General features: G+C 39.1%; 18 protein-coding genes. 12 read left to right on the top strand and 6 right to left on the bottom strand.

Annotation, left to right across the window (positions count from 1 at the left end; translation table 11 throughout):
- Nucleotides 1-28 precede the first annotated feature (28 nt).
- Together odhB and lpdA are read left to right on the top strand one after the other, a co-directional pair.
- Nucleotides 29-1,240 carry a 2-oxoglutarate dehydrogenase complex dihydrolipoyllysine-residue succinyltransferase gene (gene odhB / locus ACFINI_RS00385; protein ID WP_375628547.1) on the top strand — a complete coding sequence of 404 codons (1,212 nt, stop codon included), beginning with the start codon at nt 29-31 and terminating at the stop codon, nt 1,238-1,240.
- Between the two features lie 31 nt (nt 1,241-1,271).
- A complete protein-coding gene (lpdA, locus tag ACFINI_RS00380) occupies nt 1,272-2,678 on the top strand; it encodes a dihydrolipoyl dehydrogenase (RefSeq protein ID WP_375645355.1) in 1,407 nt (468 codons plus the stop codon).
- A 1,131-nt stretch (nt 2,679-3,809) separates the two neighbouring features.
- Here the strand turns inward: lpdA and ACFINI_RS00375 are convergent.
- Nucleotides 3,810-5,048, bottom strand: coding sequence for a saccharopine dehydrogenase family protein (locus ACFINI_RS00375; protein ID WP_273790154.1), 1,239 nt, complete (start codon nt 5,046-5,048; stop codon nt 3,810-3,812).
- A 54-nt stretch (nt 5,049-5,102) separates the two neighbouring features.
- Nucleotides 5,103-6,200 (bottom strand): carboxynorspermidine decarboxylase, encoded by a 1,098-nt coding sequence (locus tag ACFINI_RS00370; RefSeq protein ID WP_375645450.1) that lies wholly within the window; start codon nt 6,198-6,200, stop codon nt 5,103-5,105.
- A gap of 167 nt (nt 6,201-6,367) precedes the next feature.
- On the opposite strand from ACFINI_RS00370, the gene ACFINI_RS00365 reads away from it, so the two are divergent.
- From ACFINI_RS00365 to mnhG, 7 genes are all read left to right on the top strand, one after another.
- Nucleotides 6,368-6,865, top strand: coding sequence for a BA14K family protein (locus ACFINI_RS00365; RefSeq protein WP_375645348.1), 498 nt, complete (start codon nt 6,368-6,370; stop codon nt 6,863-6,865).
- A gap of 228 nt (nt 6,866-7,093) precedes the next feature.
- On the top strand, nt 7,094-10,015 hold the full coding sequence (locus ACFINI_RS00360) for a monovalent cation/H+ antiporter subunit A (protein ID WP_375645344.1): 2,922 nt from the start codon (nt 7,094-7,096) through the stop codon (nt 10,013-10,015).
- A complete protein-coding gene (locus tag ACFINI_RS00355) occupies nt 10,015-10,356 on the top strand; it encodes a Na+/H+ antiporter subunit C (RefSeq protein ID WP_273790150.1) in 342 nt (113 codons plus the stop codon). The genes ACFINI_RS00360 and ACFINI_RS00355 overlap by 1 nt, the downstream gene beginning before the upstream one ends.
- Entirely contained in the window at nt 10,356-11,978 is a 1,623-nt protein-coding gene (locus ACFINI_RS00350; RefSeq protein ID WP_375645340.1) for a monovalent cation/H+ antiporter subunit D, read from the top strand. Before ACFINI_RS00355 ends, ACFINI_RS00350 begins: the two co-directional genes overlap by 1 nt.
- Entirely contained in the window at nt 11,975-12,460 is a 486-nt protein-coding gene (locus ACFINI_RS00345; RefSeq protein ID WP_375611318.1) for a Na+/H+ antiporter subunit E, read from the top strand. The genes ACFINI_RS00350 and ACFINI_RS00345 overlap by 4 nt, the downstream gene beginning before the upstream one ends.
- Nucleotides 12,457-12,738: a K+/H+ antiporter subunit F gene (locus ACFINI_RS00340; protein WP_375606068.1), complete on the top strand. Its 282-nt coding sequence runs from the start codon at nt 12,457-12,459 to the stop codon at nt 12,736-12,738. Before ACFINI_RS00345 ends, ACFINI_RS00340 begins: the two co-directional genes overlap by 4 nt.
- The gene (mnhG, locus tag ACFINI_RS00335; RefSeq protein WP_375611317.1) at nt 12,735-13,145 is read left to right on the top strand and encodes a monovalent cation/H(+) antiporter subunit G; all 411 of its coding nucleotides are present in this window, start codon (nt 12,735-12,737) and stop codon (nt 13,143-13,145) included. Before ACFINI_RS00340 ends, mnhG begins: the two co-directional genes overlap by 4 nt.
- Nucleotides 13,146-13,161: 16 nt before the next feature.
- Here the strand turns inward: mnhG and ACFINI_RS00330 are convergent, their stop codons facing one another.
- The 4 genes from ACFINI_RS00330 to ACFINI_RS00315 all read right to left on the bottom strand — a co-directional run bounded on the left by ACFINI_RS00330 (nt 13,162) and on the right by ACFINI_RS00315 (nt 16,123).
- Nucleotides 13,162-13,554: an MliC family protein gene (locus ACFINI_RS00330; RefSeq protein WP_375611316.1), complete on the bottom strand. Its 393-nt coding sequence runs from the start codon at nt 13,552-13,554 to the stop codon at nt 13,162-13,164.
- A 17-nt stretch (nt 13,555-13,571) separates the two neighbouring features.
- A complete protein-coding gene (locus ACFINI_RS00325) occupies nt 13,572-13,967 on the bottom strand; it encodes an MliC family protein (protein WP_375611315.1) in 396 nt (131 codons plus the stop codon).
- A 415-nt stretch (nt 13,968-14,382) separates the two neighbouring features.
- Nucleotides 14,383-15,516, bottom strand: a complete 1,134-nt coding sequence (gene aroB, locus ACFINI_RS00320) for a 3-dehydroquinate synthase (protein WP_375620917.1) — start codon at nt 15,514-15,516, stop codon at nt 14,383-14,385.
- Nucleotides 15,491-16,123 carry a shikimate kinase gene (locus ACFINI_RS00315; RefSeq protein ID WP_375645449.1) on the bottom strand — a complete coding sequence of 211 codons (633 nt, stop codon included), beginning with the start codon at nt 16,121-16,123 and terminating at the stop codon, nt 15,491-15,493. Before ACFINI_RS00315 ends, aroB begins: the two co-directional genes overlap by 26 nt.
- A gap of 260 nt (nt 16,124-16,383) precedes the next feature.
- Between ACFINI_RS00315 and ACFINI_RS00310 the strand changes: the two genes are divergently transcribed.
- The 3 genes from ACFINI_RS00310 to ACFINI_RS00300 all read left to right on the top strand — a co-directional run bounded on the left by ACFINI_RS00310 (nt 16,384) and on the right by ACFINI_RS00300 (nt 19,147).
- On the top strand, nt 16,384-17,322 hold the full coding sequence (locus ACFINI_RS00310; protein WP_375645336.1) for a site-specific tyrosine recombinase XerD: 939 nt from the start codon (nt 16,384-16,386) through the stop codon (nt 17,320-17,322).
- Nucleotides 17,323-17,400: 78 nt separating this feature from the next.
- On the top strand, nt 17,401-18,357 hold the full coding sequence (locus tag ACFINI_RS00305) for an acetyl-CoA carboxylase carboxyltransferase subunit alpha (protein WP_375611312.1): 957 nt from the start codon (nt 17,401-17,403) through the stop codon (nt 18,355-18,357).
- Between the two features lie 40 nt (nt 18,358-18,397).
- Nucleotides 18,398-19,147 carry a L,D-transpeptidase family protein gene (locus ACFINI_RS00300; protein WP_375620918.1) on the top strand — a complete coding sequence of 250 codons (750 nt, stop codon included), beginning with the start codon at nt 18,398-18,400 and terminating at the stop codon, nt 19,145-19,147.
- The last annotated feature ends 428 nt before the right edge of the window (nt 19,148-19,575 follow it).

Here is a 19,575-nt window from a genome sequence, read left to right as displayed (position 1 = left end):
TTACTACTCTGATGTATGGAAAAATATTATGACTACTGAAATTCGTGTTCCTACTTTGGGCGAATCGGTTACCGAAGCAACGGTTGGCAAATGGTTTAAAAAACTTGGCGAAGCTGTCGCTATGGATGAGCCTTTGGTTGAATTAGAAACTGATAAGGTAACCGTTGAAGTTCCTTCTCCTGTTGCTGGGAAATTATCTGAAATCATTGCAAAAGAAGGCGATACGGTTGAAGTAAATGCTCTTTTAGGAGTGGTGAAAGCTGGAGAAGCTGGTATCTCCCAATCACTTTCACCTTCTGCTACACTTGTTCCAGCGGCTTCATCTGAATCGAAGAAGCCTGCTTTGAGCAGTGCAATGCCTCCTTCTCCTTCAGCAGCAAAATTGATGGCTGAAAATAATGTTGCAAAAAGCGATATTTCAGGTTCTGGAAAACGTGGACAAATTCTTAAAGAAGATGTTCTTGGTGGATTAAAACAAAGTACAAATGCTCCTACACCCTCTTCTTCTGCGACGAGTTCTTCGGCACCTCCTGTCCAAGAAACACGTGAAGAGCGGGTTCGTATGACGAAATTGCGTCAAACAATTGCTCGCCGTCTTAAAGATGCACAAAATGTAGCAGCAATGTTAACCACATTTAATGAGGTTGATATGTCAGCGGTGATGGATTTGCGCAAGCGTTATAAGGATCTTTTTGAAAAGAAACATGGTGTTAAGCTTGGTTTTATGGGTTTTTTTACCAAGGCTGTTTGTCATGCATTAAAAGAACTTCCTGCTGTTAATGCAGAGATTGATGGGACAGATATTGTTTACAAAAACTATGTCAATGTTGGAATTGCTGTTGGAACGGATAAAGGGCTTGTTGTTCCAGTGGTGCGAGATGCAGATCAAATGTCATTGGCAGAGATTGAAAAAGAGATTGGTCGTTTGGGGCGTCTTGCGCGTGATGGAAAATTAGCCGTTTCTGATATGCAGGGCGGAACTTTTACCATTACCAATGGTGGTGTGTATGGATCGTTGATGTCAACACCGATTTTGAATGCACCACAATCTGGTATTTTGGGAATGCATGCGATTAAAGAGCGAGCAATGGTTGTTGAGGGTCAAGTTGTGATCCGCCCCATGATGTATTTAGCGCTTTCTTATGATCACCGTATTGTGGATGGGCAAGAAGCTGTGACTTTCCTTGTGCGTGTTAAGGAAAGCTTAGAAGATCCGGAACGCCTTGTTCTTGATTTGTAAAATACAGTTTTCAGGATGAAAGGAGAAACGGATGTCTTATGATGTGGCTGTGATCGGAGCGGGTCCAGGTGGTTATGTAGCAGCAATAAAAGCGGCGCAACTGGGACTTAAAGTAGCAATTATTGAAAAGCGTACAACATTAGGAGGAACATGTCTCAACGTTGGTTGTATTCCTTCTAAAGCGTTGCTGCATGCTTCAGAAGTGTTTTCTGAAACCCAGCATGGTTTTGAAACGCTTGGTATTTCTATTGGTAAATCTAAGCTTAATCTTGAACAAATGATGATTCATAAGAAAGCTGTGGTGACAGCCAATACGAGTGGTGTTTCTTTTTTGATGAAAAAAAATAAAGTTGATACTTTTTTTGGGACAGCCAAAATTTTGAGTGCGGGTCATGTGGAAGTTGTTGTCAGAGATGGTAATAAACAAACAATTGAGACAAAAAATATTATTATTGCTACCGGTTCAGAGAGTTCAGGCATTCCAGGGGTGAATGTTGAAATTGATGAAAAGACTATTGTTTCTTCTACGGGAGCTCTTTCACTTGAAAAAGTACCAACGCATATGATTGTAGTAGGTGCTGGTGTCATTGGTTCAGAACTTGGATCAGTTTGGAGCCGTTTAGGTGCTAAGGTGACCATTATTGAGTATCTTAATAAAGTTTTGGGCTCAATGGATGGTGAAGTTTCACGGCAATTTCAGAAATTAATGGAAAAACAGGGGATTGAATATAAAACGGGTGCAAAGGTAACAGCTGTTACACAATCTGGCTCAACTGCTCAGGTGAGCTTTGAATCTGTCAAAGGTGGTGAATCTGAAACTTTAGAGGCTGATGTTGTGCTTATTGCTACTGGACGTTCTCCTTATACAGAGGGGCTTGGATTACAAGAGGCTGGTGTTCAGTTAGATGAACGCGGATTTATTGCAATTGATGCTCATTGGCAGACGAATGTTCCAGGAATTTATGCGATTGGTGATGTCGTAAAAGGACCAATGCTAGCACATAAAGCAGAGGAAGAAGGCGTTGCTGTGGCAGAAATTTTGGCAGGTCAAAAAGGGCATGTTAATTTTGATGTTATTCCTAGTGTTGTTTATACACAGCCGGAAATTGCGAGTGTAGGAAGGACAGAAGAAGAGCTAAAAACTGCTGGTATTGAATATAATGTTGGCAAATTTCCTTTTATGGCCAATGGTCGTGCACGTGCAATGCAAAAGAGTGATGGGTTCGTTAAAATCCTTTCTGATAAAAAAACAGATCGGGTATTAGGGGGGCATATTCTTGGATTTGGTGCTGGTGAAATGATCCATGAAATTGCAGTTTTAATGGAGTTTGGTGGTTCATCAGAAGATCTGGGACGTTGTTGCCATGCACATCCTACCTTATCAGAAGCCGTGCGTGAGGCAGCTTTGGCAACATTTGCTAAACCACTTCATATTTAAAAAGCTTTTAAAAAGTAAATTTTAAAAAGTACGGGGGGGGCAGAAAATATTTGTGAAGCATGCAACAACATTTTAAAACTTTAAAAAAGAATATAACCAATTGTATTGAAGTGTTCCGTTTGTTGTATGCTTTTCGATAATTACTGTTTTAGATATCTGTTGTGCAGTTTTGATTGATTATTCTGTTGTGCACTATCGTTTAGAGCGGTGGTGTTTAGTCTATGTAAAGTTTTATATATGGGGTAGTTTTTATACTGTTATAAAATATTTAAGATAGGATTCTGAGCCTATCTGCGTGCTTTGTGTTAAGAAGACATCTCTCAAAATGCCCAAATCTACTTCGCAATGGTGCTCGTGAATGGTATAGCTGTAAAGTTTCTCTTGAAATATATGAAATTCATTCAAACTGTTATAAGACCTATTGTGCACCATCATCTTTATGTTTAGTAGAAGTACACGCTGACATTGATAATACACTTTTTCAGTTCTCAATATTGCTAAAGCTTTTAATTATTTGAGAGTTTTCATAAGAGAATTTTTATTCTGTTCTTTTATCATTTTACCTCACACGCTCGCTTTGTTTGTGATGCGCAGACAAAAGATTTTAATTGCTTCAATGTGAGAGAGTTTGTGATTAAGAGAATTTTACAGTATTCAGCGTTATGAATCAACATGTTATATATGATGATGAATCATATGAAAAGGGAAGCCAAGAGGAATTCATTCACCCGAAGAAATTGAATTGTTTAATGATTGGTATAGGTTAAGGATCTTTGTCATTTAAGATGAAGAAGGGAGGAATTGAATATTCTACAAAATACCGCTCTTCTTTAAAAGAGCGGTATTTTTATATCTTTTGTTTATGACACTATCTTTTTGATGATAATGACAAGTTATACAGTGTGATTAAATTAGTTTTTTCTTCTCTGTTTTTCTTGATCATTGCTCGCTATGTTTTAAAAAGATGCTATGTTTCTTCTTTACGGTTGTTAAGAAATCGCAATGTTGCCAAAATATAACGAATAGCTAAAATTTTTTTTGAAAACCATAATTACACGAGAATATTAAGTTTGTTTTCATTGGGCAGTTTCGTGATAACTTAAAAAATTAAGCATATGCTTTCTATAGGTATTAAAATTGTAATTTTTTATCCTCTTGTTGTTCTCTTATAAAAGTGGGAAGCCCCATATGATCAAGATATTTAAGGAAAGGGTGGGGTGGTAACTCTTCCACATTGACCATAGTTTTAACATCCCATTCGCCTGTGGCAATAAGAAGAGCTGTTGCGGCTGCTGGTACGCCAGCTGTATAGGAAATGCCTTGTGCCCCAGTTTCATGAAAAGCTTGTTTGTGATCGGCTATATTATAGATAAAAATTTCTCTCGAGTTTCCATCTTTTTCGCCTTTAATAAGATCTCCGATACAGGTTTTTCCTGTGTAGTCTGGGGCGAGAGAGGAAGGGTCGGGTAAGACGGCCTTCACGACTTTCAAGGGCACGACTTCTTGACCTTCTGCCGTTTTAATTGGTTGTTCGGATAAGAGTCCGAGGTTTTTTAGAACCGTAAAAACAGTGATATAACGATCACTAAATCCCATCCAGAAACGGACATTCTCTACATCAAGATTTTTGGAAAGTGAATGAATTTCATCATGTCCTGTCATATAGGCTTTTTGTTTTCCCACAACGGGAAGATCCCATTCATGGCTGATTTCAAACATTTTATTGGAAGTCCATTTTTTATTTTGCCATGACCATACTTGTCCTGTAAATTCACGGAAGTTAATTTCTGGATCAAAATTTGTAGCAAACCAACGCCCATGATTTCCGGCATTAATATCAATAATATCAATATCTGTGATTTTATCAAAATAATCATCGCGCGCTAATGCAGCATAAGCATTCACTACACCTGGGTCAAAACCTGCTCCTAAAATAGCGGTTATACCAGCTTTTTCACATTCTTGACGTCGAGGCCATTCATAATTGCCATACCAAGGAGGTGTTTCACAAATTTTCAATGGGTCTTCATGAATTGCGGTATCGATATAAGCGCATTTGGTTTCAATACAAGCTGAAAGAACAGACATATTAAGAAAGGCAGAACCAACATTAATGACAATTTCGCATTTGGTCTTTTGGATGAGCTTTATAGTTTCTTCTACATTCATGGCATTGAGCGAATGGCTTTTGAGAACACCCTGTTCTTTCATTGTGTTTTTTTCTTTAATAGAAGCAATGATGGCCTCACATTTTTTGAGTGTTCGTGAAGCAATATGAATTTCACCAAGAATATCGTTGTTTTGAGCGCATTTATGCGCAACAACTTGTGCAACACCTCCGGCACCAATAATGAGAACATTTTTTTTCATTGTAGGTCCATCTCCTTTTTAATACTGTTGTATGACGTTTTTTATGGTTTATCTTTATGAAAGGCTTTCCTGATAGTCGTTATAGCTGAATTGGCGTTGAAGTGTTAATGTACCATCGCACTCTTTGAGAACAATAGCAGGCATTGTAACGCCATTAAACCAGTTTTTCTTGACCATTGTATAACCTGCTGCATCCTGAAAAGACAGTCTATCGCCTATTTTAAGAGGTTTTTGAAATTGAAATGTTCCAAAAATATCGCCGGCAAGACAAGACTTTCCACAAATCATAATTTCGTGTGGACCTTGATTGGGTTCTAATTTGGCATTCTCACGATAAATTAAAAGATCAAGCATATGTGCTTCAATTGAGCTATCAACGATGGCTAGATTCTTTTCATTATACAATGTGTCAAGAACACTGACTTCTAAAGTGGTGCTTTTGGTAATAGCAGCTTCTCCTGGTTCTAGAAAAAGAGTGACACCATGAGTTTTAGAAAATTGTTTTAAGCGTTTTGCGAAAGCTTCTAGAGGATAATTTTCAGCCGTAAAATGGATTCCGCCGCCAAGGCTTATCCAGTCAACAGCAGAAAAAAGTTCTGCAAATTTTTCTTCCATATACCCAAGCATTTGGTTAAAAAGATTAAAATCAGCATTTTCACAATTGTTATGGATCATCAATCCGTTGATAAGAGGCAGAACTTCTTTGATAGCGCTTTGGTTTGTTTCTCCTAAGCGGCTAAAAGGGCGAGAGGGGTTGGCAAGATCAAAATTTGATGCGCTCATTCCTGGGTTTAACCTTAAACCTCTTTGAATGGTTTTTGTTGCATCAGAAAAGCGTTGAAGCTGTTGGATGGAATTAAAGATGATTTTATCTGCATAACCACAGGCTTCATCAATTTCATCATCTGCCCAAGCCACTGAATAAGCATGGGTTTCTTTGCCAAATTTTTTTCTTCCTAAACGCAGTTCATAAAGGGATGATGATGTGGTTCCATCCATGAACTCAGACATTAAATCAAAAACACTCCATGTGGCAAAACATTTCAAAGCAAGTAAAATTTTAGCTCCGGACATTTCCCGTAAACGAGAAATTGTTTGCATGTTTTTTATGAGTTTCGATTTGTCTATAAGATAGTAGGGGGTTTTTATCATCATTTATTCATTCTTTTTTGTAGGATCTTATTACCAAGATCAACGTTTAGTACAAAGAGTAACAGAATGTCTCAAGAAAAAAGAATCTTAAGAAAAGAATCTGTTTCTGTCCAGCAAGAGAAAGGCTTTCTGTGATTACTGTTGTTTATTATGTTGAGTTTTTTGTTATGAGTATGAAAAAAAAATTATATTATGCTTTAGCTTTTGTATTTGTTAGCAGTTTTTTCATTATAACAACCACTCTTGTTAATTGGGGGCAAAATAGGAGTGATGCTAAAGCCAAACTGGTTACTCAGACCTCTCTCCAAGATAGTTCGGTGCCTTTGATTTTTACGGGGCGTAGAGAACTTAATGGTTTTAAAGGTTATCGTCATTATCGGCGTGGTTATCGTAAATACAGTGATAATTGGTGGTATCCTGAAGCGGCATTTATTACATCACCGCACTTAAGCACAAAAGGCGCATCATTAAAAGTTGTACCAGATGCTAAAAAAGTGTTTTTAACGTCTTCTTCGGAAAAATTAGAAAAAAAAGAGCCATGGATGCTTAAACAACATATTGAATCTTGCCTTGCGCGTTATCGCTCTTATAATAAAAATGATAATAGTTTTCAGCCTTTTCATGGGGGGCGTAGGCAGTGTTTATCACGCTTTTTTAAAGGGTAGAAATTAAATAAAATTTTAATTGCTTCTTGTCGTGAGCGTTATTGTTCTTACAATAAAGAGAAGACTTGTGTGGTGCGCAGTATTTTCATGCAAGCATTGTTTTTTTAAAAATTTTAAATGCTTTTAAGTTTTATTAAATCTTATTATCATTAAGTGTGGAATGGGGGTGAGAATATAAGTTTTTGTTTTGTCGATGACAAAATATTAAGGTAAAATGGAGTTTAAAGAATGACAACACGGGAAGCAATGTTGGTATTGCTCGTTTTGCTTCCCTTTGGTGGAAGTGCTGTCATTGGCTTTTTTCGTTCGACAGCAAAAAATAATGAAGCGTGGTTTGCTGGGGTTGTCGCACTTTTCTGTCTTATTTTTACAATAATGCTTTATCCGGAAGTTAGCGGAAACCACATAGTGCGTTTAGATATTTCTTGGCTTCCAGAATGGGGAAGCGATTTGATTCTCCGCATAGATGGTTTGTCGTGGCTTTTTTGCTTGCTTATTACAGGGATTGGGCTGCTTGTTGTCATTTATTCACGTTATTACATAGATCCAGCGGATTCTGTACCGCGTTTTTTTTCCTTTTTTTTGGCCTTTATGGGATCAATGATAGGAATAGTTTTATCAGGTAATCTCGTCTTTTTGGTTGTTTTCTGGGAACTTACCAGTATTTTTTCTTTTTTGCTGATCGGCTATTGGTACCATAATGCAAGTGCGCGTGAGGGTGCGCGTATGGCTCTAACGATCACAGGTTTTGGCGGCTTTGCTCTTTTTATTGGAGTTTTATTGATTGGGTATACTGTTGGCAGTTTTGATTTGGATAAGGTGCTACAGTCTGGAGATATGATCCGGTCAAGTTCTCTTTATAGTCCTATCCTTATTTGTATTTTATTGGGAGGGTTAACAAAAAGCGCGCAATTTCCCTTTCATTTTTGGCTACCTAACGCGATGGCTGCTCCAACTCCCGTATCGGCTTATTTGCATTCGGCAACAATGGTAAAAGCGGGATTGTTTTTGCTTGTTCGTTTATGGCCTGTGCTCTCTGGAACAGAATCTTGGTTTTGGCTGGTTGGCTTTTCAGGACTCTCAACTCTTCTTCTAGGTGCCTATTTTTCCATGTTTCAGCAAGACTTGAAAGGACTGCTTGCTTACTCGACTATTAGTCATCTTGGATTAATTACAACACTTTTAAGTCTTGGTAGTCCACTTGCATGTGTTGCGGCGATCTTTCATATGGCCAATCATGCTACTTTTAAAGCTTCTTTATTTATGGCTGCTGGCATTATTGATCACGAGACGGGAACACGTGATATGCGTAAACTGTCAGGGCTTTATCGTTCTATGCCTATCACAGCAACTCTTGCTTTAGTTGCGAGTGCAGCGATGGCTGGGGTTCCTTTGTTGAATGGTTTTTTATCGAAAGAGATGTTTTTTGCTGAAGCTGTTGAAACGCATATGGAATCATGGCTCGATTGGATTGCGCCTTATGTGGCAACGCTAGCTAGTCTGTTTAGTGTGACCTATTCTATACGCTTTATTCATGGCGTTTTTTTAGGACCAAAGCCTGACAATTTACCCAAGACTCCCCATGAACCACCGCATTTCATGCGTTTACCAATGGAGCTTTTGGTGTTTATTTGTTTAGCGGTTGGTATTTTTCCTAATTTAACAATAGGACCTATTTTAGATAATGCGGTCGTGTCTGTTTTAGGACCAATGACAATTCCTTATAGTTTGGCTGTTTGGCATGGGTTTAACACTCCATTAGTGATGAGCTTTGTTGCATTATTAGGGGGCGGATTGCTCTATGCTGTTGGGCATCGTTATTTTTTATCCTGTGATGATGGGGCTCCTTTTTTCCGTCACTTAAAAGGACCGCGTATTTTTGAACGCATTCTCGTAATTATTTCTTGGAAATGGGCCCGTGCGGTGGAGTCTGCTTTGTCAACACGCCGTTTGCAGATCCAATTGCATTGGATTTTTTGGGTCTGTTTTGCCTTTGTTGGTCTTTTACTTTGGTGCGATGGTTTCATTCCAGTGGGGACATTACCGCTTTTTCCACTTGATATTCCTTTTCTCGCTCTTTGGCTGGTTGGCGGATTATGTGCGCTTTTAGTTGCTTGGCGAGCAAAGTTTCATCGTCTTGCTTCACTTATGCTTTTAGGGGGAGCTGGTTTGATGACTTGTGCAACCTTTTTATGGCTTTCTGCTCCTGATTTAGCAATAACACAATTGGTTGTTGAGGTTGTTACAGTCGTTTTATTATTGCTTGGTTTACGGTGGTTGCCTAAACGTTTGCATGACCCTGGGCCAGCTGCTGTTCATTTTTGGGTTCGCTTGCGTCGTTTCCGTGATTTCATCATATCCCTTGTAGGAGGTGCTGGTGTAGCATGGCTTTCTTTTGCAGTGATGACACGTCCCCAAGGTACAACGATTTCTGATTTTTTTCTAACGCATGCTTACTCAGATGCTGGTGGTCGCAATGTTGTGAATGTGTTATTGGTTGATTTCCGTGGTTTTGATACCATGGGAGAAATTGTGGTTTTGGGTGTTGTTTCCCTTACTGTTTTTGCACTCTTACGACGTTTTCGTCCTGCGCCTGAGAGTATTGATGCGCCTTTTCAACAACGTATCCAGAAAGCCTTTGATATAGCACAGCCTAATCGAAATGTGGGAGATACAGTATTGAATTATTTAGCTGTTCCTGCTGTTATTATGGGTTGGCTCTTTCCAATTATTATCGCTTTTGCTATTTATTTATTCATGCGAGGGCATGATCTGCCAGGAGGTGGATTTGTCGGTGGTATTACTTTGGCTATAGGATTTATTTTACAATATCTTGCACGCGATATTCGGTGGGTGGAAACGCATTTGAGAGTTTTACCTTTGCGTTGGATAGGCTTTGGTTTATTATTGTCAGTCGTAACGGGGATGGGCTCTTGGTTTTTTGGATATCCTTTTTTAACATCCTTTTTTCGATATATTCATCTTCCGTTAATTGGGAAAGTTCCCATGGCATCTGCTTTTTTGTTTGATTTTGGTGTGCTTTCTCTTGTGTTAGGAGCAACTGTTCTCATTTTAATTGCACTTGCACACCAGTCAATTAGGAGTTACCGAATCGGTAAGAAACCTATTTTAAAAGAGAAGGAAAATTAATGGAAATTGTTCTTTCTTTGGGTATCGGTGTTTTTGTCGGATCAGGTATTTGGCTTGTTTTGCGTCCACGTACTTTTCAAGTCATTCTTGGTTTGTCCTTGATCTCCTATGGTGTTAATCTTTTTATATTTTCAATGAGTAGACCGCGTAGTAATGCTGCTCCAATTGTTGATCCTACCACTGTTATTAATCCAGCTAATTATGTCGATCCTCTTCCACAAGCCTTGGTTTTAACTGCGATTGTGATTGGTTTTGCAACAACAGCTTTATTTTTAGTTATCTTGTTGGTTTCACGTGGTTTAACGGGTTCTGATCACGTTGATGGACGTGAGGTGCAATAATGGAAATAGGAGTGCATCATCTCCTTATTTTGCCTATTCTTTTGCCGTTAATCACTGGAGCACTTCTTCTTTTTTATGATGAACGTCGTGCAAGACTTAAATCATTCATCAGTCTTTCTTCTGCGGGACTGTTGGTCGTTACTGCCATTTTATTGATTATACGTACTCTTGAAATAGCACCGGCTTGCGATGTTTATCGACTTGGTAATTGGCCGTCTTCTTTTGGAATTGTTTTAGTCCTTGATCGCTTAAGCGCTATGATGCTTTTACTTTCCAGCTTGTTGGTGACTAGCGTGTTGGTTTTTGCGCGGGCTCATTGGTACAAAGCTGGTTCTCATTTTCAGTCACTAATGCAATTTTTTATGGTGGGGATAAATGGTGCTTTTTTGACTGGCGATTTATTTAATTTATTTGTGTTTTTTGAAGTTATGTTAACGGCTTCCTATGGGCTTGCTTTGCATGGTTCTGGTCAGACACGCGTGCGTGCAGGGTTGCATTATGTTGTGGTTAATCTTGTTGCTTCATTATTTTTTTTAGTTGGTATAGCGCTCATTTATGGAGTCGTTGGTACTCTTAATATGGCCGATTTGGCTGTTAAAATAAAATATATATCTTCTACAGATATTGTTTTGTTCGAAATAGGTGTTGCACTTTTAGGTATTGCTTTTTTGCTTAAAGCGGGTATGTGGCCGCTTAATTTTTGGTTGGTGCCAACTTACAGTGCAGCAGCAGCGCCTGTTGGAGCTTCTTTTGCACTTTTGAGCAAGGTTGGTATTTATATTATTTTACGTTTAACGTTGCTATGGTTTGGTCCTGAAAGTGAATATTTTAACCATTTTGGTCATACGGTTTTGTTTTATGGTGGGCTTGCCACTATGATTATTGGTTTTATTGGAGTATTGGCGAGCCAAGTTTTGGTGCGTTTGGCAGCTTATAGCGTTCTTGTCTCTTCTGGCACATTGTTGGCTGCGATCGGGATAGGCAATGCAGCACTGACAGCAGGCGCACTTTTTTATATTGTTTCTTCAACTTTAGCACTGGGAGCTTTTTTTCTTTTGGTAGAGTTGGTAGAACGCTGTCAAGATGTGGCTGCTAATGTTCTTGCTGTCACAATGGAGGTGTATGGTGACGATGAAGAGGAGGAAGAAGATGAAGTTGGCATCTATTTTCCAGTAACCTTGGCAATTCTTGGAGCTTGTTTTGGTATCTGTGCCATTTTGATTATTGGATTGCCGCCTTTTTCTGGTTTTGTTGCTAAATTTATGATGTTCATGGCAATTTTAAACCACAGTAGAGAGGATTTTTCTGCTTCTCTTCCGGTTTACCAAGATTGGCTTTTTGTAGTTTTTGTCACTCTCTCTGGTTTTGCGGCTTTGATTGCATTGACACGAACGGGTATCCGAACTTTTTGGGTTTCTCTTGAAGGGCGTATTCCTCGTGTGCAAGTGATAGAATTTGCGCCTATTGCCGTTCTCCTTGTTTTGTGTTTTCTTATAACAATTGTAGCCAGTCCTGTTAGTCATTATATGTCTGAAACTGCTAAGACTTTGTATGAACCTCAAAACTATATTGGGAGCGTTTTAACGGATTTTTCTCTCGAAAATAGGGAGATAAGTAAATGAATTGTTTTTGTCCTTCCCCTTTTTTCAGTGGTGTCATTGTCCTTATGTGGCTTATTTTAAATGGTTTTAGTTTAGGGCAATTGCTTTTAGGGATTTTAACCGCTTTGTTTTGTGGTTGGATGATACGGCTTCTGGAGCCGGAGAAGGTTGTTATTAAAAGCTGGAGTGCGGTTTTTCGTCTCGTTTTTCGAGTATTTATAGATTCTATATTCTCAAATGTTTCGGTGGCTTGGTTTGTTTTAACAAAAAGGTCTCGAGTGCAGAAATCTGGTTTTATTGTAGTACCTCTTCTGCTTCATAATCGCACTGCTTTGGCTATTTTAGCATGCATCCTTTCGGCAACCCCTGGAACTGCTTGGGTTGCCTATAATAGTAAAAAGGGTGAACTTTTGCTTCATGTCTTAAATTTAAAAAATGGATATGATTACAAACAGTTGATCAAACAACGGTATGAGCAATTGCTTTTGGAGATTTTTTTATGAGTATGGTGATTCTTTATTGGGGGCTTTTCTTTTCACAGTTTTTTTTAAGTTTAGCGGTGATTTTCGCGCTGTTTCGGTTGATTCGTGGTCCACGGGCGCAGGATAGAATTGTTGGTTTGGATGCCCTTTATATAACCACTATTCTTTTGTTTCTTACATTCGATATTCGTTCAGGAACAACCACTTATTTTGTCGCAGCTCTCATTATTGGATTGTTGGGATCTGTCTCAAGCATCGCTTTGGCGAAATTTCTTATGCGGGGGGAGATTATTGAATGAAAGATGATATATCGCTTGTGGTTGCTATTGCTATCACAGTTTTCTTAATATTAGGGTCTGGATTGACATTGATCGCAACGATAGGTTTGGTGCGTTTTTCCAATTTTTATAAGCGTTTGCATATGCTTTCAGTATGTACGAGTTGGGGCGTTGGTAGTATTCTTATTTCTTCATTTCTTTATTCAATATTTGTGGACCATTATTTTGTTTTTCATGAAGTGTTGCTGATGTTTTTTTTGTTTTTAACAGCACCGGTAGCTTCTATGTTGCTTTCACATACAGCAGCTTATCGACATCATTCAGAAAAACAATCAGAAAAACCGCTGGCTCTTTTATTACACCAAACGGAGGAAAAGCTACCCACATCAGAAGGAACATCACGAGATGAGAGCCAGCGCGGTTCTTGAAATGTAAGAATCTTCCTTATTCTGTGCTTTTTTCTTCTACACAGTGGATGGGCTTTTCTTCTTTTGGATCATTAATAAGATCGTAAAATATGGCTTCATTTTTAGTTATCCACCAAATGTATTGTCCACCCACATATTTTCCTCCAGAAGCGGCAATTACATTAGAACCAACGATGCGCTTACCGTTCCATTTTAAATCAACAAGCGCAATATTGCCAGCATTATAATAAGTTGCTTCAACATACTCTTTGCTTGTTCCCATATCGCATTGATAGGAGACGGTCTCTGTTGTTGGTTCTGGATCATCTGGTACTTCAATGACTAAAGAACTTGCTAATGCATTAATTGAACCGAGGAGGAGCACACTTAAAGTAATGAAAAATTGTTTAGTAAAAGAAATTTTTTTCATAATATTTCCCGTGTTATTTAAAATAATAATGTTGACTCATCTTTACAGAGGATAGGTTTTTTTTCTTCTGGATCCTGAGCAAGGTCATAAAGCGTGACTTCTTTGTTCTTCTCCCACCAGATATACTGAGCTCCTGCAAATTTTGCTCCTGTTGCCGCGATGACATTAGCAGCAATGACACGGTCACCATTCCATTTGAAATCAACCAACGAAATATTATCAGCATTAAGATAGACTGCCTCAATGCGCTCTTTACCTGCTCCAGTTTCACACTGATAGGTAATGGTCTCTGTTTTGGGCTCTGGATTGTCTGGTACTTCAATGATTAAAGAACCAGCTAAGCTATTGTTTGAGCTGAAGAGTGATAAACTTAAAGCGGTGAAAAATCCTAAAATGTGCAAAGTTTTTTTCATGATGCTTCCCTATATTCCTAATATTGTGCACAAAGAATAATTTGACTGATACGATGGTGTCTACGGCAGGATTCGAACCTGCGACCCCAGGATTCATACCACTTCGATTTTCACCGCCAGCCTTATCGGCTGTTTGTGGTCTGGACTGTCTCTTCACCTTGAAGCTTTTGCTCTTTAGGTGCTGCCCGTTCAGTCTCTACACCTTTCTCTCATTTGAAAAGAGACTTGGCTCGGGATTGGCATATAGTCGCCCATGAAGCTTTCCCCGAATTTGAGCAGATTCACTTTGAGGATTTCTTCTCAAAGTGCCCAATTTCTTTAGGAATCCTGTGCTCTATCCTACTGAGCTACGCAGACATCATCATGTTAATCTTTAATAGAAGTATAAAAACGAATCAATTATATTCAATATGAATTAACGAATTTCTGTTAATTTTTGTTCCAAAAAGGATAAAACGGCATCTGGTGAAACATTTTTTGCAATAAATGATTGGCCAAGTCCGCGTGTTAAGATGAAAGTCAAATTGTTTTGCGAAACTTTTTTATCTTGGGCAATGAGAGTCATTAAAGTTTCAGCATCTGGTAGACATCCTGGGATATCCTTTAATTGTGTAGGCAATCCTATAGATTTGAAGTGCGCTTCAATGCGTTGTGTAAGCGTGGGGCTTATTAAATTTAATTGAGCAGAGAATTGATGAGCTAGAATCATCCCAATTGCTACACTTTCGCCATGGATTAAACGGTTGGAGTCATAAGCGGTTGCTGTTTCAAGCATGTGTCCAAATGTATGGCCGAGATTTAAGAGTGCGCGCTCTCCTTTCTCATGTTCGTCACGTGCTACAATGGCAGCTTTAAATTGGCATGAGCGAACAATGGCCTCTGTTCGCATAGGGCCATTAGAGAAAATTTTCTGCCCATTTTTTTCAAGCCACTCAAAAAAGTCAGGTTGGTTAATGAGACCGTATTTTACTATTTCTGCGTAGCCAGCGCGAAATTCGCGCGGTGGCAGGGTATCAAGAAGACACGTGTCAGCAATAACGCATTGTGGTTGATAAAAGGCACCAATAAGATTTTTGCCATATTGGCTATTGATTCCCGTTTTTCCACCAACAGAAGAATCAATTTGTGCAAGAAGCGTTGTGGGCATTTGAATGAAGTTCATGCCACGGCGGATTATACTTGCCGCAAATCCCGCTAGATCACCAATGACACCACCGCCAAAAGCAATAACACAGTCGCCTCTTTCTAAACGCGCAGCAAGAATTTGATCGATGACAACTTGCAGGGTTGAAAATGATTTTGATTGTTCTCCTGCTTCTACAATAATAGGGACAGTATGAATTTTATTTTTTGTTAATTCTGCTTGCAATATCTCCAAATGAAGGGAAGCAACATTTGTATCTGTAACAAGTGCCAAGCGCGTTTGATGAGGATCTTTTTTATTAAGAGCATGTTTAATCTGTGAAGCAGCTTGTGTAATCAGACCCGGACCAATGATGATATCGTAACAGTGTTTGTCAAGTTTAACAGTGACGGTTTTGGTTTGCATGCTGGTTATCCCTATTGTTAATTTCTGTGTATAGGTAGTGCTGTACGGATCGTATAACATTTTGTGCTACGGTATGACGGCTTTCTTTATGACTGTTAATTGTTAAGTTTGCCTTTTCATAGATAGGATAACGCTGTTCCATGAGTTTTTGCATGGTTTCTTTAGGATTGGCTGTTTGAAGCAGGGGACGTGTCGGGTGCTTTGAGACACGTTGCATGAGGATATCAAGATCGACTTTTAGCCATATAGATATACCATTTTTGTGAATGGCTTTTCGGATATTTTCATTTATGTAGGCACCACCACCTGTTGCTAAAATAAGGGGACTTTTTTTCATGAGGTTTAGAATAACACGCTGTTCAAGAGCACGAAATTCGGATTCACCATAAATTTCAAAGAGTTCCGTGATTGTCATTTGTGCAGCTTTTTCAATTTCTTGGTCAGAATCATAAAAGGGTAAACGAAGCATGGTGGCGACGCGTTTTCCGATCACTGATTTGCCTGCCCCCATAAGGCCAACAAGGACAAGTGCTCTTTTATCAAGGGACGATAAGAGCTGATTCTTTATTTGTGTTATGGGGATTCGTTTTGGTCGATTGCTTTTCATAACTTTATTTCGGCATTTATCCATCTTAAAGTCAATTCCTGTTAATCTTTGTGAGGCATTATACGAGATAGAATATTTTTGGGTAGGTTATTGTCTTATGCCAACATTGACTAGATTTTTGATGATTCTTTTCATTTTGTTTTCTGTTCTTTTCATTATAATGGGTGCTCTTGTGGTTTGGTTTGAACCAGTAACTGTGGATATGTACATTGATGTTCCCTTGGATTCATGGAATCTTTCTACGGAAGTGAATCAATGAAATGAAAAGTGGTGCTGTGATAGATCATTTTCTTGAGATGATGAGCGCGGAGAGAGGGGCTTCACCTCATACACTTGCGGCTTATCAGCATGATTTGCAGTGGGCACAAGACGAATTGTCTTCACACTCTGTTTCGCTTTTTTCAGCACAAAAAGAAGATTTAATTACCCTTTTGTCGCTTATGCATACTTTTGGTTTTGCGGCATCGTCGCAAGCGCGCCGTTTATCGACTTTGCGACAGTTTTATCAATTTCTTTATGCTGAAGGGTTGAGAGCAGATGATCCCTCTCATGATATTGATGCACCTCGTCAGGGGCGTCCTTTGCCCAAAATCATGAGTGAAGATGCAGTGATAAAATTGCTTGATTTGGCACAGTTAGAAGTCAATCAAGCAGATTATGGGTCCAAAGGTTATTTCCGTGCACTGCGTCTTCAGCTATTGATTGAAATGCTGTATGCAACGGGATTACGCATCAGTGAGTTGGTGAGTCTGCCGGTTCAGTCTGTTCGAAGGAAGGAGTACAGCGTTTTGGTTCGTGGTAAGGGCAAAAAAGAACGAATGGTGCTGTTATCAAAAAAAGCATGCCAAGTTCTTTCACAGTGGTTAAACTTGCGTGATCAGGGAAAGGATGCTACGAGTTCTTATCTTTTTCCCGCGCATTCCGAGACAGGATATATTGCTCGTCAAGTCGTTGCGCGGGAGTTGAAAAATCTCGCTAGAAGAGCAGGAATAGAAAGTGATAGCTTTTCTCCCCATGTGTTGCGTCATGCTTTTGCTAGTCATCTTTTGCAAAATGGTGCTGATTTGCGTGCCGTTCAACATTTGTTAGGTCACTCTGATATTGCTACTACTCAGATTTATACCCATGTGTTGGAAGAGGGACTTTATCGTTTAGTCAATGAGCATCATCCACTTGCCGATGAGCAAAAGGCTCGTTAAAGAAAAGGTGATGTTTTTGAAAAAGACTTTATAAAGCAAATTATAAGTGTATAAGTGACACTGAATGAGTTGACACAAATGTATAATTATCTTGATTTTGAAAAACCAGTTGCTGATCTTGATGGGAAAATTCTTGAATTAAAAAAAATTTCTCAGGAAAAAGGCAGTCTTGATATGAGCGATGAGATTGCTCGCCTTGAAACGCGTTCCCAAACAGCGTTGCGCGATATTTATAAAAAATTATCGCCGTGGCAAAAAACACAAGTCGCTCGTCATCCGGATCGTCCCCATTTTATGGACTATTCTAAACGCCTATTGAGTGACGTTACGCCTTTGGCCGGAGATCGCAAGTTTGCTGAAGATGAGGCTATTCAAGCGGGGTTTGCACGCTTTAAAGGTGAGGCCGTTGCTTATATTGGTCAAGAGAAAGGTCACGATACGCAAACACGTTTGCGCTATAATTTTGGTTCTGCACGTCCAGAAGGCTATCGTAAAGCTGTACGTATTATGGAAATGGCTGACCGCTTTGGTTTGCCCCTCCTTACTTTTATTGATACAGCAGGTGCTTATCCTGGGGTAAGCGCTGAAGAACGTGGGCAAGCGGAAGCAATTGCTCAATCAACAGCTACAACTTTGCGTTTGAAAGTTCCTGTGGTTTCCGTTGTTATTGGAGAAGGCGGTTCTGGAGGGGCGATAGCAATCGCGGCTGCCAACAAAGTTTATATGTTGGAGCACGCAATTTACTCTGTTATTTCACCAGAAGGAGCAGCTTCTATCTTATGGCGTGATCCAGCTCGTGCAAAAGATGCTGCAATGAATATGCGTATTACCGCTCAAGATTTGTATCGCTTAAAGATTATTGATGGCATTATTTCGGAACCTTTAGGGGGAGCGCATCGTGGCAAAGAGATTGTCATTGATGCAACGGGTGATGTTATTTCAGAGGCTTTAAAAGCTATGGCTGGAAAAGATGGTCAAGTGCTTAAACAAGAGCGAAGGGAAAAATACCTTCAAATTGGTCGGTCTCTAACATAGGTTATTTTTTGTGAGGGGTGTTGGATTGGAGTTTTATTCGATGACATTTAGCAGATTTCTCGCTGTGTGTGTGTTGTTTGTAATGGGACTATTGGCAGCATGTGAAGGAAGATTACCAGCCTCTATTCGCGCTAAAGTTGAACAGCCGTTGCCGCAAGAAATCAAAAATAGAATGGTTCTGTATGATATAGATCCCTATGCACCGATTATGATGCGGTTTTTTAAGGAAGAAAATCTTGCTGAAGTTTGGAAGCAATCTCGTTCAGGACCTTTTATCTTGGTTGCTCGCTATGGCATTTGCAAATGGTCTGGTAAGCTTGGACCTAAATATAAAGAAGGGGATCTTCAGACACCAGAGGGTTTTTATACTATTAGCGCAAACCAAATGAATCCTTATTCAAAATATTATCTCTCTTTTAATATAGGATTTCCTAACCTTTATGATCAGGAAAATGGTCGCACAGGAAGCAATCTTATGGTGCATGGTTCTTGCTTTTCCGCAGGTTGTTATTCTATGAGTGATAAGAACATGGCTCAGATTTATGCGTTTGCACGGGATGCTTTTAAAGGAGGACAAAGAGAGTTTCAGTTGCAGGCTTTTCCTTTCCGCATGACCGAGGTTAATATGTCACGTCATAGCAAGAATCCTCATTATCAATTCTGGGTTATGCTTAAGAAAGGTTATGATTTTTTTGAAAAAAATCGTCAACCTCCAACTGTTGAGGTTTATGAAAAACGTTACGTTTTTAATCGCGATACTGATAAAACTTCAGTTTCTCTAATGCAGTAAGTGTTATTGTATCTTACAGCACCGTAAACACTATCACTTAATAATGGCGATACAGGATATGCAAAAACTTTGCACACAAGGTGTTTAAGTGAGTGGTCAATAGTCTTAAAGTGCAGAGTTTTTTCATAGAGCCTTAATGTAAGTAAATCATATGAAGTGGGAAGCCAAGAGGAATTTTCTCAAAGAAGTTGGATTGTTTGCACATCGGCACTGGTGTCAATCTTCGTTTTTAGTGAAGAGTAAGTTAACATAAAATGCACCTCTCTTTTTATTTCTTTCAAAGAGTTTTATTCTTTTATGCTGTAAAATATTGTCTTGTCGTGCTGTTATATAAAATACATTCACATATTTTAAAATGCGATATTGCCTCTGTCTGATTTTGGTTTTTTTCTTAACAGGGATTTTGATTTCAATTAGCTTGAATAAAT

This window comes from Bartonella sp. AA56HLJMS (genome assembly GCF_042197145.1).
Classification (GTDB): Bacteria; Pseudomonadota; Alphaproteobacteria; order Rhizobiales; family Rhizobiaceae; genus Bartonella.
This window is presented reverse-complemented; position numbering and strand designations above follow the sequence as displayed.